Consider the following 19,514-nt stretch of genomic DNA (forward strand, 5'->3'; position numbering starts at 1 on the left):
GGTCCATGACCTGCCCGGGCGCTGCCCGGCTGTTCCGTCCGCTATCCGCGGCCTCCGCGACCGCCGCCTCCGCGACCGCTGCCTCCGCTGCCGCCGCGGCCACCCCGGCCGCGTCCGCCGCGTCCGCCCCGGCCGTTCGCGTCCTCGTCGTCCCGCGGGCCGAGCAGCTCGTCCGCGAGGGTCGGCAGGTCGTCGAGCGGGGTCTCCTCGGCCCAGTCCGAGCGGCGCCGGGCCTGCGGCATCGGCCGGGTCTCGGCCGCCGGGTCGATCTGCGGCAGCTCCCGCGTCCGGTCGTCCCCGGCCGCGGACGGCGCTTCCTCCGCCTCGTCGGACTTGAAGAGCCAGGAGGGGACCCGGTCCGCCGGGTCGGCCGGCCGCTCGCGCGACTGCGCGTCCCGCCCGGGGTCCACCGCCGGCAGCACCGCGGTCTCGTCGGCCGCCCCCGGCACCTGCGGCTTCGGGATCACGGTCGTCTCGTCGGCCGGGGAACCGCCCTCGGAGCCGATCTGCGGCAGCACGGTCGTCTCGTCCGCGTCCCCCCGACGGGGCTCCGGCTCGTCCTTCGTGAGGTCGATCCGGTCCGTCGCGGGACCGGCCTCGTCCTTGGTGAGATCGATCCGGTCCGTCGCCGGTCCGGTCTCGTCCTTCCGGAGATCGATCCGCGGCGTGGGCACCGTCTGCGCGTGGTCCGCGGCGGAGTCGGCGGCAGCGGCATCCGTGGCGGGCGAACCGGGGATCGGGGTCTCCAGCGTCGCCTCGTTGTCGGGCGCGGCGGCCCGGGCGGCCTCCTCCGCCAGCCGGGCCTCCTCGGCGCGCCGCAGCGCCTCCTCGGCCTTGTGCTGCTTCTCCCGGCGCCGTTCCTCGGCCTCGGCCCGCTGCCGGGCCTCCTCCTCGGCGCGCAGGCGCAGGCGCTCCTTCTCCTCCGCGCGCTGCCGGGCCTCCTCCTCGGCACGCCGGCGCAGGCGCTCCTGCTCCTCGGCACGGGCCCGCTCCTCGGCCTCCTGCCGCTGCCGCTCCTCCTCGGCGGCGCGGCGGGCCTCCTCGGCGCGGCGCTCCTCCTCCCGCTGACGGGCCTCCTCGGCCTCCCGCCGGCGGCGCTCCTCCTCCTGACGGAGCCGTTCCGCCTCGGCCGCCGCCTCGGCGGCCCTGCGCTCCGCCTCCTGCTGCCGGGCCTCCTCGGCCTCGCGGCGCTTGCGCTCCTCCTCCTCGGCGCGCAACTTGGCGAGCTGCTCCTGGCGTTCGCGCTCCAGCCGCTCCTCCTCGGCCTTCCGTGCGGCCTCCTCGGCCTCCCGGCGTCGGCGCTCCTCCTCGGCCGCCCTGCGGGCCTCCTCCTGTGCCTGGATCTCGGCCTCGGAGAGCGGCAGCATCTGGTCGAGCCGGTGCCGGACGACGGTGGTGACGGCCTCCGGCTCCTGTCCGGCGTCGACCACCAGGTAGCGGGCCGGGTCCGCGGCGGCGAGGGCGAGGAAGCCGGACCGCACCCGGGCGTGGAACTCCGGCGGCTCGGACTCCAGCCGGTCGGGCGCCTCGGTGAAGCGCTCCCGCGCGGTCTCCGGGGAGACGTCCAGCAGCACGGTCAGATGGGGCACCAGGCCGTCGGTCGCCCACCGGGAGATCCGGGCCACCTCGGTCGGCGACAGGTCGCGCCCCGCGCCCTGGTAGGCCACCGAGGAGTCGATGTAGCGGTCGGAGATCACCACGGCGCCGCGGGCCAGGGCGGGACGGACGACGGAGTCGACGTGCTCGGCCCGGTCGGCCGCGTACAGCAGGGCCTCCGCGCGGTGCGAGAGACCGGCGCTGGAGACGTCGAGCAGGATCGACCGCAGCCGCTTGCCGATCGCGGTCGCCCCGGGCTCGCGGGTCACGACGACCTCGTGCCCCTTGTTGCGGATCCACTGGGCGAGCGCCTCGACCTGGGTGGACTTGCCCGCTCCGTCGCCGCCCTCGAGGGCGATGAAGAAGCCGGTGGCGGCGGGCGCCTGGGCGGGCTCCCCGCCGCGCAGCGCGTCCAGCAGGTCGCGGCGCAGCGGCACTCCGGACCGGTCGTCGGTCTTGCCCAGCACCAGCGCCGCGACGGGCAGCAGCAGCGCGCCGACGAGCATCAGCGTGAACGCGGCGCCGCCGTGCGCGAAGACGAACGAGCCGCCGGCCAGCCGGTGCGGGCCGATCGCCGCGGCGAGCAGCGGGGCGCCGACCGCGGCGAGCGCCATGAAGACCCGGGCGACGGCGCGCAGATGCTCGCCCGTACGCGCCCGGCGGTGCTCCTCGGCCTCCTGGTCCAGCAGGGTGTGCCCGGTGTTGGCCGCGACACCGGCCGCCACCCCGGCGAGCAGGGAGAGCAGCAGCACGGTCGCGAGGTCGGGGGTCAGGCCCGCGGCGAGCAGCGCCAGCCCGGTGACCGCGGTCGCCAGGGCGAACATCCGCCGCCGGGAGAGCGCGGGCAGCACCCGCGGCGCGAGCCGGATCCCGGCGACCGCGCCGCCGCTCAGCGTCAGCACGAGCAGCGCGAAGCCGACCGGCCCGGCGTCCAGGTCGGTGGCCTGGAGGGCGGCGAGGGCGACGGCGGCGGCGACCGCACCGGCGACGGCCCCGCTCGCCAGGACGAGCAGCGGCATCGCACCGGTACGGCCCTTGTCGGCCGTACTGCCGGTCCGGGGGCGGCGCAGCCCCTCCAGCGGGGAACGGGCGCGGGGCGTCTGCCCGCCGGGCAGTTCCAGGAAGTAGAGGACGGACACGGAGGCGGCGAAGAGACCGGACGCCACGTACGAGCCGAGGGCGGCCTGGTGCTCGTCGAACCACTCGATCCCGGTGCCCAGCAGGACGCCGACGAGGCCGATGACGACCAGTGCGGCGGCGGCCAGGGGCAGCGTCACGAAGCTGGTGCGCAGCCAGAGGCGACGGAGTGCGTCGCGGTGGTCGGGCAGCGGGCGCACCGCGGCGCCCTCTATGGGCGGGGCGGGCAGCAGGGCGGGCGCCGCGCTGTCCTTGGCCACGGTCCAGAACCGCTCCGCCGCTCCGGCGACGAAGACCGTGAGGAGGAGCGGTACGAGGGCGTTCCCGGGGGTCCAGTCGATCCACAGGGGCGCCACGATGAGCAGCGCCAGCCGCACCAGGTCCGCACCGATCATGGTCCAGCGGCGGTCCAGCGGTCCGCCGTCCCGTCCGCCGCCGCCCTTGTCCGGTGACGCCCCGCTCCGGGTGCCGCCCGGCGCGATCAGCGCCGAGAGGGGCCCGAGGAGGACCGCGCCGAAGAGCAGGGTCGCCAGCATGCGGGCGCCGAACACCGCGGCGACCGCGAAGGCGGCGCCGCGATAGCCGCCGCCGAGTGCGCCCTCGGCCACTGCCGCTTGCAGCGACAGCAGGACGAGGACCAGCAGGGCGAGTGCGTCTCCTGTGCCGCCGACGAACCGGGCGCTCCACAGCCGCTTCAGCGGCGGGTAGCGCAGCAGGGCGCGTACGGCGCGCTCGCGTGAATCTGCGGCAAGGGCGTCGGATGTGGTGGGGGTCACGACCGTTGGCTGCTCCGCTCGCGTCATCCGGCCAGCCTATCGGGCGCGGCCGAAACACTGATGAACCGCCCGAACAAGTGCCCGCACAGCGGCCGGTCACACGTCCGCCCCGTACCGGAATGAGGTGATCACTCCGGGACGGGGCGGCGCTGGTGGTGCTCTGCGACCGTCCGCTACTCGGCCGGCTCCGCGGTGGCGGCCTTCTTCGCCGCGGTCTTGGCCGTGGTCGTCTTCTTGGCAGCGGTGGTCTTCTTCGCCGCCGTCTTCTTGGCCGTGGTGGTCTTCTTGGCCGCAGTCGTCTTCTTCGCGGCCGTCTTCTTCGCCGTGGTCGTCTTCTTCGCGGGCGCCTTTTTGGCCGCCTTCTTCGCGGTCTTCTTCGCCGGCCCCTTGGCCCGCTTCTCCGCGAGCAGCTCGAAGCCCCGCTCCGCCGTGATCGTCTCGACGTCGTCGTCCCGGCGCAGCGTCGCGTTGGTCTCGCCGTCCGTGACGTACGGGCCGAAGCGGCCGTCCTTGACGACCACCGGGCGCTCGCTGACCGGGTCGGTGCCCAGCTCCTTCAGCGGCGGCTTGGCCGCGGCGCGCCCGCGCTGCTTGGGCTGCGCGTAGATCGCCATGGCCTCCTCGATGGTGATCGAGAAGATCTGCTCCTCGTTCTCCAGCGAGCGGGAGTCGGTGCCCTTCTTCAGATACGGACCGTAGCGGCCGTTCTGCGCGGTGACGTCCACGCCTTCGGGGTCGGTGCCCACGACGCGCGGCAGCGACAGCAGCCGGAGGGCGTCCTCCAGCACGACGGTGTCCAGCGACATCGACTTGAAGAGGGAGGCCGTCCGCGGCTTGACCGCGTTCTTGCCGCTCTTCGGGGTGCCCTCGGGCAGCACCTCGGTGACGTACGGACCGTAGCGGCCGTCCTTGGCCACGATCGGCCGGCCGGTCTCCGGGTCCTCGCCGAGCTCGCGCTCCCCGCTGGGCTTGGCGAGCAGTTCCTTGGCCAGGTCGACGGTGAGCTCGTCCGGCGGCAGGTCGTCCGGCACGTCCGCGCGCTGCCCGGTCTCGCCCTCGACCTCGGAGGGCTTCTCGACGTACGGGCCGTAGCGGCCGACGCGCAGCACGATGCCCTCGCCGACCGGGAAGGAGGACACCTCGCGGGCGTCGATCGCCCCCAGGTCGGTGACCAGCTTCTTCAGTCCGAGGAGGTGGTCGCCCTCGGCACCGGTGGCCTCGGCCTCCTCGCCGAAGTAGAAGCGGCGCAGCCACGGCACGGGCTGGGCCTCGCCGCGCGCGATGCGGTCGAGGTCGTCCTCCATCTTCGCGGTGAAGTCGTAGTCGACCAGCGCGCCGAAGTGCTTCTCCAGCAGGTTGACCACGGCAAAGGAGAGGAACGAGGGCACGAGAGCCGTGCCCTTCTTGAAGACGTAGCCGCGGTCGAGGATGGTGCCGATGATCGACGCGTAGGTCGACGGGCGGCCGATCTCGCGCTCCTCCAGCTCCTTGACCAGCGAGGCCTCGGTGTAGCGGGCCGGGGGCTTGGTGGCGTGACCGTCGGCGCGGATCTCCTGAGCGGTGAGCGCGTCGCCCTCGCTGACCTGCGGCAGCCGGCGCTCGCGGTCGTCGAGCTCGGCGTTCGGGTCGTCGGCGCCCTCCACGTAGGCCTTCATGAAGCCGTGGAAGGTGATGATCTTGCCGGAGGCGGAGAACTCGGCGTCCCGGCCGTCGCTCGAACGGCCGCCGACCTTGACGGTCACGGAGTTCCCGACGGCGTCCTTCATCTGGGAGGCCACGGTCCGCTTCCAGATCAGCTCGTAGAGCCGGAACTGGTCGCCGCTCAGCCCGGTCTCGGCCGGGGTGCGGAAACGATCACCCGAGGGACGGATCGCCTCGTGCGCCTCCTGCGCGTTCTTGACCTTGCCCGCGTAGATACGGGGCTTGTCCGGCAGGTAGTCGGCGCCGTAGAGCTGCGTCACCTGCGACCGGGCCGCGGCCACCGCCGAGTCCGACAGCGTGGTCGAGTCCGTACGCATATAGGTGATGAAGCCGTTCTCGTACAGCTTCTGCGCGACCTGCATCGTCGCCTTGGCACCGAAGCCGAGCTTGCGCGAGGCCTCCTGCTGCAGGGTGGTCGTACGGAACGGCGCGTACGGCGAGCGGCGGTAGGGCTTGGACTCCACCGACCGCACCGAGAAGACGGTGTCCTCCAGCGCCGCGGCGAGCTCACGGGCCCGGTCCTCGTCCAGGTGCAGGACCTGGGAGCCCTCCTTGAGCGTGCCGGTCGAGCCGAAGTCGCGGCCCTGGGCGACCCGGCGCCCGTCGACGCCGGTCAGCCGGGCGCCGAAGGTGCCCGGCTCGGAGGAGTCACCGGCGCGGCCGGTGGCGAAGGTGCCGGTCAGGTCCCAGTACTCGGCGGAGCGGAAGGCGATGCGCTCGTGCTCCCGCTCGACGACGAGCCGGGTCGCGACCGACTGCACCCGCCCGGCGGACAGCCGCGGCATGACCTTCTTCCACAGGACCGGCGAGACCTCGTAGCCGTAGAGGCGGTCGAGGATGCGGCGGGTCTCCTGGGCGTCGACGAGCCGCTTGTTCAGCTCGCGCGGGTTGGCGACGGCGTCGCGGATCGCGTCCTTGGTGATCTCGTGGAAGACCATCCGGCGGACCGGGACCTTGGGCTTGAGGACCTCCTGGAGATGCCAGGCGATCGCCTCGCCCTCCCGGTCCTCATCGGTGGCGAGGAAGAGTTCGTCCGACTCGGCCAGCAGTTCCTTCAACTTGCTGACCTGGGACTTCTTGTCCGTGTTGACGACATAGACCGGCTCGAAGTCATGTTCGACATTCACGCCGAGACGGGCCCAGGGCTCGCCCTTGAACTTCGCGGGGACTTCTGCGGCACCGTTGGGCAGGTCGCGGATGTGCCCGACGCTGGCCTCGACCGTGTAGCCAGGGCCGAGATAGCCCTTGATCGTCTTCGCCTTGGCAGGCGACTCGACGATGACGAGTCGGCGGCCGCCTGGTGCGGTCTCGCTGGTCGGGGACAACTTCGCTCTTCTCTCCAGTCGACGCCAAGGGGTTCGGCTTTGCGGTGACGCTGCGGAGTGTGACGGTACCTCCCGGCCCCGTGTCAAACGGGAAAAGCCCGCAACGCCACTCGAACGGTAACCCGACAAGCGGCCTGTCTGCCGCCCGGACCGGCATGCCCGAACAGGAGCACCGTAGGCACGGCGGACGAACGGGCACCCGGATCCGGGGCCCCGATATACGCAATCAGGCCAGGCAGAAGCAGCCGATACCGGCGGCGAGGAAGGCCGTCCCGAAGATCACCGCGAGGGCCGTCGATGCGACGGGGCTCACTCCGTGGGCGACCGGCGCGCGGAGCGTGACCCGGGCACCGGTCCACAGCAGCAGAGCGGCCCCGAACAGCGTGAATGCCGTTCCGGCGAAGATCGCGGGTCCGCTCTCCATGGCCTGGCCTGTCCCCTCGGCGACGTGTGACGCTGGAGACTGCCACCCCCGTACGGCGTACGGGGGAACACCGGGTGAACAGCGAACGCCCGGTGAGCAGGCAGGCCCCCGGAATCAGTCCTCCCGGACCGGCTCCAGAAAGCCCTGCTCCACCAGACGGCGGATCGACCCGGGCGTACGGTCCCGCAGCAGCACCGGGTCCTCGCCCACGAGCTGCGCGATCGCGTCGAGGATCCGGCCGGCCGGGAGTGTGCCGTCGCACACCCCGGCGAACCCGGCACTCACCGTGTCGACCTCGGTGGCGCGCCGCATCCCGCGGTTCTGCCGCAGCACCACGTGCTCCGGGTCCTCCGCACCGGGCTGCCCGACCTGCTCCTGCACCACCTCGCCGGCCAGCCGGAAGCGGCCCGCGAGCAGGGCGGCGTCATCCGTGGCGCGCAGGAAGTCCTGCCGGTCGAAGTGGTCCCGCACGGCCGCGCCCAGCGGCTGCTCGACCGGGTGCGGCCACTCCTCGGCCACCACCGACGGGCGCTCCGACCCCGTCTTGCGCAGGGTGATCCAGCCGAAACCGATGCCCTCGGTGCCCTGCGCCCCGAACTCCGCCAGCCAGGCGTCGTAACGCTCCGCGTACTCGGCCGGATCGGTGCGGTGGTCACCGGCGTCCCGCAGCCACAGTTCCGCGTACTGCGCCACGTCCTGCACCTCGCGCTGCACGATCCACGCGTCGCAGCCCGCGGGCACCCAGGAGGACAGCCGGCCCCGCCAGTCCTCGCCCTTGGTGTGCTGCCAGTTGGCCAGCAGCTGCAGGTGACCGCCGTCGTTGAGGTGCCCGGCGGCCTGCTGGACCAGGGTCCGGCACAGGTCGTCGCCCGCCATCCCGCCGTCGCGGTAGGTGAGCCGCGGCCCGTCGGCGGAGCGGGGGGAGATCACGAACGGCGGGTTGGAGACGATCAGGTCGTACCCCTCCTCACCGGCCACCGGCTCGAAGAGCGACCCCTGCCGCAGGTCCGCCTCGGGCGCGCCGGAGAGCGCGAGGGTGAGCCGGGCGAAGCCCAGCGCCCGGGGGTTGAGGTCGGTGGCGGTGACCAGGTCGGCGTGGTGCGCGGCGTGCAGGGCCTGGATGCCCGAGCCGGTCCCGAGATCCAGGGCACGGGCGACGGGCTCCCGGACGGTGATCCCGGCCAGCGTGGTGGACGCGCCGCCGACGCCCAGGACGAGCTGCGAGCGGGGCACCCCGGTCACGCCCGAGGCAATGCCGCCGGCGCCGCCGACCGCACAGCCCAGATCGGAGACGATCCACCAGTCCCGGCCCTCGGATCCGGCGTACGGGCGCACGTCCACCGTCGCCCGCACCTCGTCGCCGTGCCGCACCAGCCAGCCGTCGGCGAGGCAGTCCCCGGCCGGCAGCGCGGCCCTGGCCTGCGCCTGCGGGACCGGCTGCTGCAACAGGAACAGCCGGGTCAGGGTCTCCAGCGGGGACCCGCCGCGGGTGGCCCGCAGCGCGGGGACCGTCTCGCTGCGGGCCAGGGCCGCGTAGGCGGGACCGCCGAGCAGTGCGAGGAGCCCGTCGGCGGTGAAGTCGGCCGACCGGAGCGCCTCACGCAGCCGTGCGGTGCGGTCGGCATCGGGGGTGGGGAGGCTGTGCGTACTCACCGGCCCATTGTCCCGTGCCGACGGCTTCCGGCGGACCGGGGCGGGGCCCTCAGGAGCCGGCCGACGGGGCCTTGGTGGTCCGCTGGCAGCTGGTCTGCTTGGCCATGGCCGTGCCGATCTCGCCCGACTGGAGCTTCCTGATCGCCGCGTTGCCGACCTCGTTGACCCTGTCGATCTCGACGATGAGCTTCTTGAGCCCGTCGGCGAACGCGCCCCGGGTCTTGATGTCGAGCTTGTCGGACTGCTGCTTCAGCTCGGCGTATGCCTTGGAGGTCGCGTCCAGCTCCTTGACCGCGTCCTTCTGGATCTGCGCGCCGTTGTCGACCGGCGGGGTGCCCGCCTTCTCCACGGAGTCGGACAGCGCGGCGTACCCGTCGGAGATCTGCTGGAAGGCCGCCGAGTCGGTCTTCTTGATGTCCCTCGGCTTGCCGTCCGCCGCGGTGTCCTTGATCGCCTGGTTGGCCTGCGTGATCTTCTTCAGCTGCGGCTGGACGTCGTCGCAGACCTTCTTGGCGTAGGCGTCGACCTCACTGCCGTCGTCACTGCAGCCGGACAGCGCCAGCACGAGCACAGCGCCACCGGACAGCGCGGCCACAAGCTTCTTGTTCACCGGATTGGTCCCTTCCATGGCTCTCGGCCCCGGAACATACACGCCCTGCGGGACGGGGCCGCGAGTCAGGCATCCATTAGGATCAGCATTGTAACCATTTGCACCATACGGCCGAGTGTGACGACCGATACATGCAAACGGGCGGGCGGCGCGCTTCACGCACGCCGCCCGCCCGCCAACTGACCGGCCAGGAGGCCGGATCGGGACATCGGAGTCAGGACACCACCGCGGGGTCGCTGGCCTTCGCCACCCGCTCGGAGTTGCCTTCGTCACCCACGGCGATCCCACGCCGCTTCGAGACGTACACCGCGCCCACGATGACCGCGATCGCGAGCAGGGCCACCGTGATGCGCACCCCCACGCTGGCGTTGTCGCCGTAGCTGAACTTGACGACGGCCGGAGCGATCAGAAGGGCCACCAGGTTCATCACCTTCAGCAACGGGTTGATCGCGGGGCCCGCGGTGTCCTTGAACGGGTCGCCGACGGTGTCGCCGATCACCGTCGCGGCGTGTGCCTCGCTGCCCTTGCCGCCGTGGTGCCCGTCCTCGACCAGCTTCTTCGCGTTGTCCCAGGCGCCGCCCGAGTTGGCGAGGAAGACGGCCATCAGCGTGCCGGTACCGATCGCGCCCGCGAGATACGAGCCGAGCGCCCCGACACCGAGCGTGAAGCCGACCGCGATCGGGGCGAGCACCGCGAGCAGGCCGGGAGTGGCGAGTTCGCGCAGCGCGTCCTTGGTGCAGATGTCGACGACGCGCCCGTACTCCGGCTTCTCCGTGTAGTCCATGATCCCGGGGTGCTCACGGAACTGCCGCCGCACCTCGTAGACCACCGAACCGGCGGACCGGGACACGGCGTTGATCGCCAGCCCCGAGAACAGGAAGACGACGGACGCGCCCAGGACCAGCCCGACCAGGTTGTTGGGCTGCGAGATGTCCAGGCTCAGCCCCAGCTCCCCGGCCTCGGCGTTGACCTCCGCGACCGCCGTGGCGATCGCGTCCCGGTAGGAGCCGAACAGCGCGGCCGCGGCGAGGACGGCCGTGGCGATAGCGATGCCCTTGGTGATGGCCTTGGTGGTGTTGCCGACCGCGTCGAGGTCGGTGAGCACCTGCGCGCCGGAACCGGTGACGTCGCCGGACATCTCGGCGATGCCCTGCGCGTTGTCGGAGACCGGACCGAACGTGTCCATGGCCACGATCACGCCGACGGTGGTCAGCAGACCGGTGCCGGCCAGCGCGACCGCGAACAGCGCGAGCATGATCGAGGTACCGCCGAGCAGGAACGCGCCGTACACGCTGAGCGCGATCAGCACCGCCGAGTAGACCGCGGACTCCAGACCGATCGAGATGCCGGACAGCACCACGGTCGCCGGCCCGGTGAGCGAGGTCTTGCCGATGTCCCGCACCGGGCGCCGGTTGGTCTCCGTGAAGTAGCCCGTGAGCTGCTGGATCAGCGCGGCGAGCACGATGCCGATGGCGACGGCGACGAGCGCGAGGACCCGGGGGTCGCCCTCGTGCCCGGCAATGGCGGAGTCGGTGACCCCGTTCAGATCCGCGTAGCTGGCCGGCAGGTAGATGTAGACGGCCGTGGCCACCAGCACCAGCGAGATCACCGCGGAGATGAAGAAGCCGCGGTTGATGGCGGTCATGCCACTGCGGTCCGAACGCCGGGGCGCCACCGCGAAGATGCCGATCATCGCGGTGACCACACCGATCGCCGGAACCAGCAGCGGGAACGCCAGACCGGAGTCCCCGAACGCGACCTTTCCGAGGATCAGCGCCGCGACGAGGGTGACCGCGTAGGACTCGAAGAGGTCGGCCGCCATACCGGCGCAGTCACCGACGTTGTCGCCCACGTTGTCCGCGATGGTCGCGGCGTTGCGCGGGTCGTCCTCCGGGATGCCCTGCTCGACCTTGCCGACCAGGTCGGCGCCGACGTCCGCGGCCTTGGTGAAGATGCCGCCGCCGACACGCATGAACATCGCGATCAGCGCCGCACCGAGGCCGAAGCCCTCGAGCACCTTCGGCGCGTCGGCCGCGTAGACGAGCACCACGCAGGAGGCGCCCAGCAGGCCCAGCCCCACGGTGAACATGCCGACGACGCCACCCGTCCGGAAGGCGATCTTCATCGCCTTGTGGGAGACCGCGGTGAGGTCCTTGGCCGGCTCGCCCTCGGCGGGGGTCGCCTCACGGGCGGCTGCCGCGACGCGGACATTGCTGCGCACCGCGAGCCACATTCCGATGTATCCGGTCGCTGCCGAGAACAGGGCACCGATCAGGAAGAACGCGGAACGGCCGGCACGCTGCGTCCAGTTGTCCGCCGGAAGCAGCAGGAGCAGGAAGAAGACCACCACGGCGAATACGCCGAGGGTGCGCAACTGGCGTGCGAGGTAGGCATTGGCGCCTTCCTGCACCGCGGCGGCGATCTCCTTCATGCTGTCGGTGCCCTCGCCGGCGGCGAGCACCTGTCGAACGAGCACCACGGCGACGACGAGCGCGGCCACCGCGACCGCGGCGATGACCGCCACGAGCACCCGGTTGTCACTGGTCAGCACGGCGGCCGCGAGCGAAGAGGGGTGGTCCAGCTGCAGAGGGGTAAAGGGCCCCGCCATTCGTCCTCCTTGACGTTTGGCACATGGGCGCGCAGCTGTTGTCGGTTACGACAGGAACAGCCGCCACGCTCAGGCGTACTGAGCTCAAGATGTGGACGGATTGTAGGGAGCCGAGCTGGATCAAAACAGGGTGCCGTGACCGGAATTCGCCCGTACCCAGCGAAGATCAAAACGAATCACTCCGGGAATTCGCCCGGAGGGGGGATGGCCGATAATTCACTGACGCCCTTTGAATGATCTACGGAATGATCTACAAAAAGATCTCCGGGCATCCGAAGGAGCAGTTCAGCGGGCCCGCCGAGCCGGACACCCGGGACCCGGGTGACGCACGGAGCCCCCGGGGGACGGGTGCCGTTGACGGGCTGAAGCGGCCGGAACCGACAGCAGGGACACCGGAGGCGAGCGGGCCCTGCGCGCTCGACACGGACCGGGGGACGGGCGACAGAAGTGGCCACTCCCGGGACCGGGAACCAGTGGGGCAGGGCGCGACGGCGGGGCAGGGTGGTGCGGCGTCGGGGCACTGGAACGTGCACAAGATGCGCACCCCGACACCGAGTCGAACAAGGCGTGGGCCGACACGGGCCGACGCGGGCCGACGCGGCGATGGGGCACAGCGCGAACGCCGACACCGACACCGGCACCGACACCGACACCGCAGGAACGGCGGGGCACGGCCCGGCCCATCACGCCGGACGGAGTGACGGACGCACCAGCGCGAGCACGGAGTGCGAGCGAGGCGCAGCAGATCGCCGACCGGACCACGACACGGCGCGGCCCGGGTCCGACGTCCCCTCTGCAAGGCCGACGCCCCGACCGGGGCCGGCGCTCGGCACGGAGTCCGGGACGGGCGGTGGGTGACCCAGGGGGCACCTACAGCGCAGCGCAGAGGAAGCCGACCGCCCGCGGAAGCGGACGCGGCAGCCCACAGTCCTGGACCGGCCGGACCGCGTCGGGCGCCTGCCGCGGGGCAGGCACGTACCGCCTCAGAGCTCGGGCTCGGGCTCGGGCTCGGGCTCGGGCTCGGGCTCGGGCTCGGGCTCGGGCTCGGGCTCGGGCTCGGGCTCGGGCTACGGAAGCATGGTCGCGGGGGTCGCGGGCCAGCTCATCCGGATGAGCCCGCCTGCTTCACCCGTGGACACTTCCACGTCGTCGACGAGGCCGCTGATGACCGCCAGGCCCATCTCGTCCTCTTCCTCGGCGGCGGAGTCCTCGGCGCCACCGTCCCCGCCCGTGCGGGCTCCGGGGACCGCGCCCGAGACGGCGTGCGGCGCCTCGTCGCCCACCTCGATGGAGAACTTCTTCTCGTCCTCGATCAGCACGACCTTGACGGGAGCCGACACGGCATTGCTCTGGTGCAGGCTCACGGCCCGGGTGCAGGCCTCACCGACGGCGAGGCGCACCTCGTCCAGCACCGCTTCGTCGACCCCGGCTCGGCGCGCGACCGCGGCCGCCACCAGACGGGCGGTCCGGACATGCTCGGGCAACGCGCTGAACAGTAGTTCGACGGTGGCCATGCCATCCCCTCGGTCGTACGGGCGTACATCTCAGGGGGCCCGGGCAGGATCGCCCGGTCCCCCCAGTGGCTTCCGCGGGAAACGCTGCCGTCAGTCGGTGGCTGCGACAGCGTCGTCGACCGAGGTGTGAATCGGGAACACCTTGGTCAGACCGGTAATGCGGAAGATCTTGAGAATGCGCTCCTGGTTGCACACCAGGCGCAGCGAGCCCTCATGGGCACGCACCCGCTTCAGGCCACCGACCAGCACGCCGAGCCCGGTGGAGTCGAGAAAGTCGACGCCCTCCATGTCCACGACGAGGTGATAATTACCGTCGTTGACAAGCTCGACCAGCTGCTCGCGCAGCTTGGGCGCGGTGTATACATCAATCTCGCCACCGACCTCGACGACCGTGCGGTCGCCAACGGTCCGGGTCGACAGGGACAGGTCCACGGATCCTCCAGCACCTTGCATCGAGCGGTCGCCCCCCATGGATCGGCAGCCGCGATGGCATTCAATCACTTACCAGCAGGCGCGCACGACGCCTTGAGTCCATTCTCCGTCACGCCAGTGACACACTCGGTGCCGATGGCCAACAATCAACTCCCGCGTTCTGCGGGCGTACGCACATCCCCGCGCTCGGTCCTGGACCGTCTCGCAGCCGGGGCCGATCGGGCTGTGCGCATCACTCATACGGAGCACTTGCCCCCGCGTGCGGGCCGTCATGCGGACTGGTCGGAGGGGATCCGCACCGAGGTCGTCGACGCCATCCGGAAGGCCGGGATCGACCGTCCGTGGGAGCACCAGGCGCACACGGTCGAGCACGCTCTGCGCGGGAATTCCGTCGTGGTCGCCACCGGCACCGCGTCGGGGAAGTCGCTCGCCTATCTGGCTCCGGTGCTCAGCACGCTCCTCGACGGTTCCGAGGCCCCCAACGGGCGAGGGGCGACCGCCCTCTACCTGTCCCCGACCAAGGCGCTCGCCGCCGATCAGAAGCGCGCCGTCGCAGAGCTCGCGGCGCCGCTCGGCACCGCCGTGCGCCCCGCGGTGTACGACGGCGACACACCCGTCGAGGAGCGCGAATGGGTGCGCCAGTACGCGAACTACGTGCTGACCAACCCCGACATGCTGCACCGCGGCATCCTCCCCGCCCACCCCCGCTGGTCGTCGTTCCTGAGGGCGCTGCGCTTCGTCGTGATCGACGAGTGCCACACCTACCGCGGGGTGTTCGGTTCGCATGTCGCGCAGGTCCTGCGCCGGCTCCGCCGCGTCTGTGCCCGCTACGGCTCCGAGCCCGTGTTCCTGCTCGCCTCCGCCACCGCGGCGGACCCGGCTCGGGCCGCCTCCCGGCTCACGGGCGTCCCGGTGGCCGAGGTCACCGAGGACGCCTCCCCCCGCGGTGAGCTGGTGTTCGCCCTGTGGGAGCCGCCGCTGACCGAGCTCCACGGCGAACAGGGCGCGCCGGTGCGGCGCACCGCCACCGCCGAGACCGCGGACCTGCTCACCGACCTGGCCGTCCAGGGCGTCCGTACCGTGGCCTTCGTCCGGTCACGGCGCGGGGCCGAGCTGATCGCCCTGATCGCCCAGGAGCGGCTGGCGGCGGTCGACCGGTCCCTGCCCGGCCGGGTCGCGGCCTATCGCGGCGGCTACCTCCCGGCGGAACGCCGCGCCCTGGAGCGTGCCCTCCACTCCGGGGAGCTGCTGGGGCTGGCGGCCACCACGGCTCTGGAGATGGGTGTGGACGTCGCGGGGCTCGACGCGGTGCTCGTCGCCGGTTACCCCGGCACCCGGGCGTCCCTGTGGCAGCAGGCCGGCCGGGCGGGCCGGGCGGGGCAGGGGGCACTCGCGGTCCTCGTCGCCCGCGACGACCCGCTGGACACCTATCTGGTGCACCATCCCGAGGCCCTCTTCCAGCGGCCGGTCGAGTCCACGGTGCTCGACCCGGACAATCCGTATGTGCTCGCTCCCCACCTGTGTGCGGCGGCTGCCGAGCTCCCGCTCACCGAGGCCGACCTGGGACTCTTCGGTCCGGCCGCTCCGGATCTCATACCGCAGCTGGAACAGCGCAAGCTGCTGCGGCGGCGGGCGACCGCCTGGCACTGGCCGCGTCGCGAACGGGCGGCCGACCTGGCCGACATCCGGGGCGAGGGCGGCGACCCCGTCCACGTGGTGGAGGAGGCGACCGGGCGCCTGCTGGGCACCGTGGACGCCGCCGCTGCCCACACCACGGTCCACGACGGCGCGGTCCACCTCCACCAGGGGCGCACCTACGTGGTGAAGCACTTCGATCTCCACGACTCCGTCGCCCTCGTCGAGGAGTCCAACCCGCCGTACAGCACCACCGCCCGCGACACCACGGCCATCTCCGTTCTGGACACCACGACCGAGATCCCCTGGGGCGATTCCCGGCTGTGCTTCGGTTCGGTCGAGGTCACCAATCAGGTCGTCTCCTTCCTGCGTCGCAAACTCGTCACGGGCGAGGTGCTGGGCGAGACCAAGCTGGACCTGCCGCCCCGGACCCTGCGCACCCGAGCCGTCTGGTGGACGGTCACCGAGGACCAGCTCGACGCCGCCCGGATCGCCCCGGAGCAGCTGGCGGGGGCCCTCCACGCCGCCGAGCACGCCTCCATCGGGATCCTGCCGCTCTTCGCCACCTGCGACCGCTGGGACATCGGCGGGGTCTCGGTGCCGCTGCACCCGGACACCCTTCTGCCCACGGTCTTCGTATACGACGGCCACCCGGGCGGGGCGGGGTTCGCGGAACGCGCCTTCCACACCGCGGAGCGCTGGCTGAGGGCCACCCGGGAGGCCATCGCCTCCTGTGAGTGCGAGGCCGGCTGCCCGTCCTGCATCCAGTCCCCGAAGTGCGGGAACGGCAACGACCCGCTCCACAAGCGAGCCGCCGTACGGCTGCTCGCCACACTCCTCTCCGCGGCGCCGGAGGATCTGCCGGAGGATGCACCGCGGTCCGGCGAGGCCGCGGGGGCGGCCTCGGCCCCGACGGACGCAGCCGGTGGGCCGGCAGGGCCTTCGACGGGCCCACCGGCCGGGCCACGGACAGGGCCGCAGACGGGGCCAACGACGGGGCACTCCGGTCGGCCGAGAGGCTCCGGACATCCCGGAGACTCCGGCGAGCAGGCGTAGCTCCGGGCCACCCGGCTCGCCGGGCGTGCGGTGGAGCGGGGAGGACAGGCACGGTTCGCCCGGGCGCGGGGCCCGCCCGCGACCGGATCCGGGAGCTGAACGGCCCGGCCCGCACCTCCGCAGTGAGATCGGCGACCTCTCCGGCCACGGCACACCGGACCACCCGTGCGCCCTGTGCCACCGCGATCCGCCGTGCGATGGCACAGGCGGTCTCCTGACCTTCCAGGGCATGATCGGCGGCCGCCAGTGCGGCCAGATCCGCGGCTCCGCCCGCCCGGTGGCGTACGGTCACCGCCGCTCCCATGCCCAGCACCGCGGTGAACACCGCACAGAGCGCCGCGGTGAACACCACCGTCCACACCGTGGCCGACCCACGGTCGGTCACGACGGTCCCGGCCGCCGACCCGCGACCGGTCGTGGTCGCCGGCCCGCGACCGGTCGTGGTCGCCGGCCCGCGACCGGTCGTGGTCGCCGGCCTGTGGCCGGCCGCGGTCGCCGTACTTCTCCCCAGGTCCGGCTGCGGGCCCCGGCCGTCACGGCCTCGCTCCCGTATCCGATCCCTCGGCCAGGTCCTCATACGGATCCCACCCCACTGGGCCAGTGGCTCGGGCCCGGGAAAGGGGCCGGACCCGGTAAGGATCGAGTGGCGCCGGCTCCCGCTCCGGCCCCGGGCCCCGTCCTCCGGTCCTCCGACAGCGCCACGGCCTCCGCCCGAAGGCTGAGGGACAGCGCGCGAGGCCCCGCTGTGGGCGCCACGACCCGCACCCGTACCTGATCCCCCTCACGCTCCACGGCCACCTCCGCTCCCCGTGGAGCGGCCGCCCGGGCGGCCGCCAGTGCGGCCTCCGGCGGTTCGGATCGGGCGGCGGCGCGAGCTCCCGCCCGCGCCGCGTCCACACACCGGATCTGGGCCGCGGCGGCCATCAGCCCCCACAGCAGCGCCATGGCGAACAGCACCAGCGCGGGCAGCACCACCGCTGCCTCGGCCGTCACGAACCCTCGGTCAGAACGGCGCATCGAGCGCCTTTCCGATGATCGACTGGAGTGCCCCGGAGACCGCCCCGCTGGTCACCACCTTGTAGAGGACGGCAGCGAATCCGCACGCCGCGACCGTCCCGACCGCGTACTCGGCCGTCGTCATCCCCTGGTCCCGTCGCGCGCACCGCAGCCTCCGCCACCGCGCACCGAGCCTCGTGAACATCTCTGCACCCATCGTCGGTTCCCTCTTCCGGTCCGGTTCCGTTTCCGTCGTCGCTGCGCCGTCGCCACCAGGTCTGTGGCGCCGCCGCACGCCGAGCCCTCTCCTCGCCACCCGTCAGTGGCCGTTCAGCAAGCCGGTTGCCAGGCCGATGAGCACCGGGGCCACACCGACCGTCAGAAAGGCGGGGAGAAAGCAGAGCCCCAGCGGCGCGGTGGCCAGCACACCGGCGCGGCGCGCCCTGGCCGTCGCCGTCCGTGCCTGTTCGGCCCGGCACTCCGCCGCCACCCGGGTCACCGGTTGCACCGCGGGACTTCCTGTCGCCTGGGCTCGCTCCAAGCAGCGCGCCAGTCCGCGCGCACCGGCGAGCGCGCCGAGCCGGCCCCAGGCCGTGGCGGGTTCGCCGCCGAGCCTCAGCTCGGCAGCGGTCCGCGCCAGCCGGTCACCGACCGGGCCGCCGAGGGACCTCCCGACGGCGTCCGCCGCCTCGCACGGCCCCGCTCCGGCAGCCAGACATGCCGCCAGCAGGTCTGCGGCCATGGGCAGTTGACGGGACACGGCTTCGTCGCCCTCCGCCGTCACGGCGAGCACCGAGCGGCTCCGCCGCCATCGGTGCACGCCGTACGCCGCCACGGCGCCGACCAGGCACCCCGGCACTCCGCCCACCAGGACGAAGCCGGTCAGTCCGACGGCCGGTACGAACCACCGCTCCCGCAGAGCACGGCCGGGGCGCCCCGCCGACGCGGCGAACCACTCCCGCAGACGGTGCTGCCGACGCGGCGCCACGTCGCCCGAGCCGAAGACCCGCCCGAGCCGTCCGCGTACCGCACGCTCCCGCCGGCGGCGGACCACCGCCACCGAGATCCGGACGGCCACGGCGCCGGCTGCGGCCGCTCCCGCCAGGGCCACGGTCCCCTCGCCGGTCATCCGGCCCCCGTTCCGCGTCGGCCCGACGCGGCCCGTACGACACGGGCCGTCCAGACGAGCCCCGCGTACTCCAGCGCTCCGCCGACCAGCAGGCAGACCCAGCCGGCGGGACTGTGCAGCAGCACGCGCAGCGGTTCGGCGCCGAGCGCCGAGCCCATCAGCAGCCCGACGAGCGGCAGGAGAGCCAGCATCACCGCCGTCGCCCGCGTGCCGGCGAGCTGGGCCTCCAGTTCCTCGCCCTGCGCCCGTTCGGCACGCAGGGCGTCAGCCACCCTCTCCAGCCCGGCGGCCAGCCCCGCTCCGCTGTCGGCAGCCACCTGCCAGCACGCCGCGACCCCGAGCAGCCCCTCGGCCCCCGGCTGCCGGGCGGCCTTCCGCAGCGCCGCCGGTACGTCGCCGCCGAAGCGCGCGGCGGCCGTCACCGTGCCCTCCGCCGTTCCGAGAGCCCCGGAGACAGCGAGCCGTAGCGCCTCGTCGGGCTGGCGCCCGGCACGCAACTCGCCCGCCACCCCGGCGCACAGCTCGATCACGCGCGCCGCCATGGCGTCACGGGCCCGCCTCCGCTCCCGGCTCCGCAGCCACCGGCGCACCAGGGGCACGGCGACGACCGCCGCCGGCAGGGGCAGCACCGAGGCGCCGAGCAGCGCCACCAGACACCCGACGGGCAGGCACCACAGCTCCGGTCCGGGCTGCCCGACCGGCAGGGACTTCCAGCGCCTGCGGGCCTCGATCGCCCAGCGTTCCCAGGGCCCGGGAAGCCGGAGGTGGCCGGGGGCCGTGCCACCGCCGTCGGCGAACAGCAGCCGGGCTCTCCGCAGTTCCGCATCCCGCCCGCCCAGCAGCAGCGCGGCCAGGCCCGCACAGAGCACCGCCGCGTACGCCGGGCCGGTGTTCATGCCGGTGACCGCCCCCTCGGTCATCA

Annotated in this window: 13 protein-coding genes and 1 pseudogene; 1 reads left to right on the forward strand and 13 read right to left on the reverse strand. The window is 73.0% G+C overall.

The window, feature by feature from the left end:
* Nucleotides 1-41: 41 nt before the first annotated feature.
* The 8 genes from tmk to bldG all read right to left on the reverse strand — a co-directional run bounded on the left by tmk (nucleotide 42) and on the right by bldG (nucleotide 13,776).
* Nucleotides 42-3,536 (reverse strand): dTMP kinase, encoded by a 3,495-nt coding sequence (gene tmk, locus ACFYYR_RS24315; RefSeq protein WP_388857282.1) that lies wholly within the window; start codon nucleotides 3,534-3,536, stop codon nucleotides 42-44.
* 146 nt (nucleotides 3,537-3,682) lie between these two features.
* On the reverse strand, nucleotides 3,683-6,535 hold the full coding sequence (topA, locus tag ACFYYR_RS24320) for a type I DNA topoisomerase (RefSeq protein ID WP_388857285.1): 2,853 nt from the start codon (nucleotides 6,533-6,535) through the stop codon (nucleotides 3,683-3,685).
* Nucleotides 6,536-6,761: 226 nt separating this feature from the next.
* Nucleotides 6,762-6,959: a hypothetical protein gene (locus tag ACFYYR_RS24325; RefSeq protein WP_388857288.1), complete on the reverse strand. Its 198-nt coding sequence runs from the start codon at nucleotides 6,957-6,959 to the stop codon at nucleotides 6,762-6,764.
* Nucleotides 6,960-7,073: 114 nt separating this feature from the next.
* Nucleotides 7,074-8,612: a methyltransferase gene (locus tag ACFYYR_RS24330; RefSeq protein WP_388857291.1), complete on the reverse strand. Its 1,539-nt coding sequence runs from the start codon at nucleotides 8,610-8,612 to the stop codon at nucleotides 7,074-7,076.
* Nucleotides 8,613-8,661: 49 nt separating this feature from the next.
* Nucleotides 8,662-9,222, reverse strand: a complete 561-nt coding sequence (locus ACFYYR_RS24335) for a small secreted protein (protein ID WP_388857294.1) — start codon at nucleotides 9,220-9,222, stop codon at nucleotides 8,662-8,664.
* Nucleotides 9,223-9,436: 214 nt separating this feature from the next.
* Nucleotides 9,437-11,830 (reverse strand): sodium-translocating pyrophosphatase, encoded by a 2,394-nt coding sequence (locus tag ACFYYR_RS24340; RefSeq protein WP_388857297.1) that lies wholly within the window; start codon nucleotides 11,828-11,830, stop codon nucleotides 9,437-9,439.
* Between the two features lie 1,067 nt (nucleotides 11,831-12,897).
* Nucleotides 12,898-13,344 carry an ATP-binding protein gene (locus ACFYYR_RS24345; RefSeq protein WP_351508044.1) on the reverse strand — a complete coding sequence of 149 codons (447 nt, stop codon included), beginning with the start codon at nucleotides 13,342-13,344 and terminating at the stop codon, nucleotides 12,898-12,900.
* Nucleotides 13,345-13,434: 90 nt separating this feature from the next.
* Nucleotides 13,435-13,776, reverse strand: a complete 342-nt coding sequence (bldG, locus tag ACFYYR_RS24350; protein WP_014178436.1) for an anti-sigma factor antagonist BldG — start codon at nucleotides 13,774-13,776, stop codon at nucleotides 13,435-13,437.
* Between the two features lie 54 nt (nucleotides 13,777-13,830).
* On the opposite strand from bldG, the gene ACFYYR_RS24355 reads away from it, so the two are divergent.
* Nucleotides 13,831-16,467 (forward strand): DEAD/DEAH box helicase, encoded by a 2,637-nt coding sequence (locus tag ACFYYR_RS24355; protein WP_388857301.1) that lies wholly within the window; start codon nucleotides 13,831-13,833, stop codon nucleotides 16,465-16,467.
* A 127-nt stretch (nucleotides 16,468-16,594) separates the two neighbouring features.
* Here the strand turns inward: ACFYYR_RS24355 and ACFYYR_RS24360 are convergent.
* From ACFYYR_RS24360 to ACFYYR_RS24380, 5 genes and pseudogenes are all read right to left on the reverse strand, one after another.
* Nucleotides 16,595-17,044: pseudogene (locus tag ACFYYR_RS24360) on the reverse strand (Rv3654c family TadE-like protein); the annotation flags it as partial.
* Nucleotides 17,041-17,484, reverse strand: a complete 444-nt coding sequence (locus ACFYYR_RS24365; RefSeq protein ID WP_388857304.1) for a TadE family type IV pilus minor pilin — start codon at nucleotides 17,482-17,484, stop codon at nucleotides 17,041-17,043. The pseudogene ACFYYR_RS24360 and the gene ACFYYR_RS24365, both read right to left, overlap by 4 nt.
* Nucleotides 17,471-17,668, reverse strand: a complete 198-nt coding sequence (locus tag ACFYYR_RS24370) for a DUF4244 domain-containing protein (RefSeq protein WP_388857609.1) — start codon at nucleotides 17,666-17,668, stop codon at nucleotides 17,471-17,473. Before ACFYYR_RS24370 ends, ACFYYR_RS24365 begins: the two co-directional genes overlap by 14 nt.
* A 114-nt stretch (nucleotides 17,669-17,782) precedes the next feature.
* Nucleotides 17,783-18,592 (reverse strand): type II secretion system F family protein, encoded by an 810-nt coding sequence (locus ACFYYR_RS24375; RefSeq protein ID WP_388857308.1) that lies wholly within the window; start codon nucleotides 18,590-18,592, stop codon nucleotides 17,783-17,785.
* Complete coding sequence (locus ACFYYR_RS24380) at nucleotides 18,589-19,488, reverse strand: type II secretion system F family protein (protein ID WP_388857612.1); 900 nt, start codon at nucleotides 19,486-19,488, stop codon at nucleotides 18,589-18,591. Before ACFYYR_RS24380 ends, ACFYYR_RS24375 begins: the two co-directional genes overlap by 4 nt.
* Nucleotides 19,489-19,514: the final 26 nt, after the last annotated feature.

It is taken from the genome of Streptomyces sp. NPDC001922 (assembly GCF_042891165.1).
GTDB lineage: Bacteria > Actinomycetota > Actinomycetes > Streptomycetales > Streptomycetaceae > Streptomyces.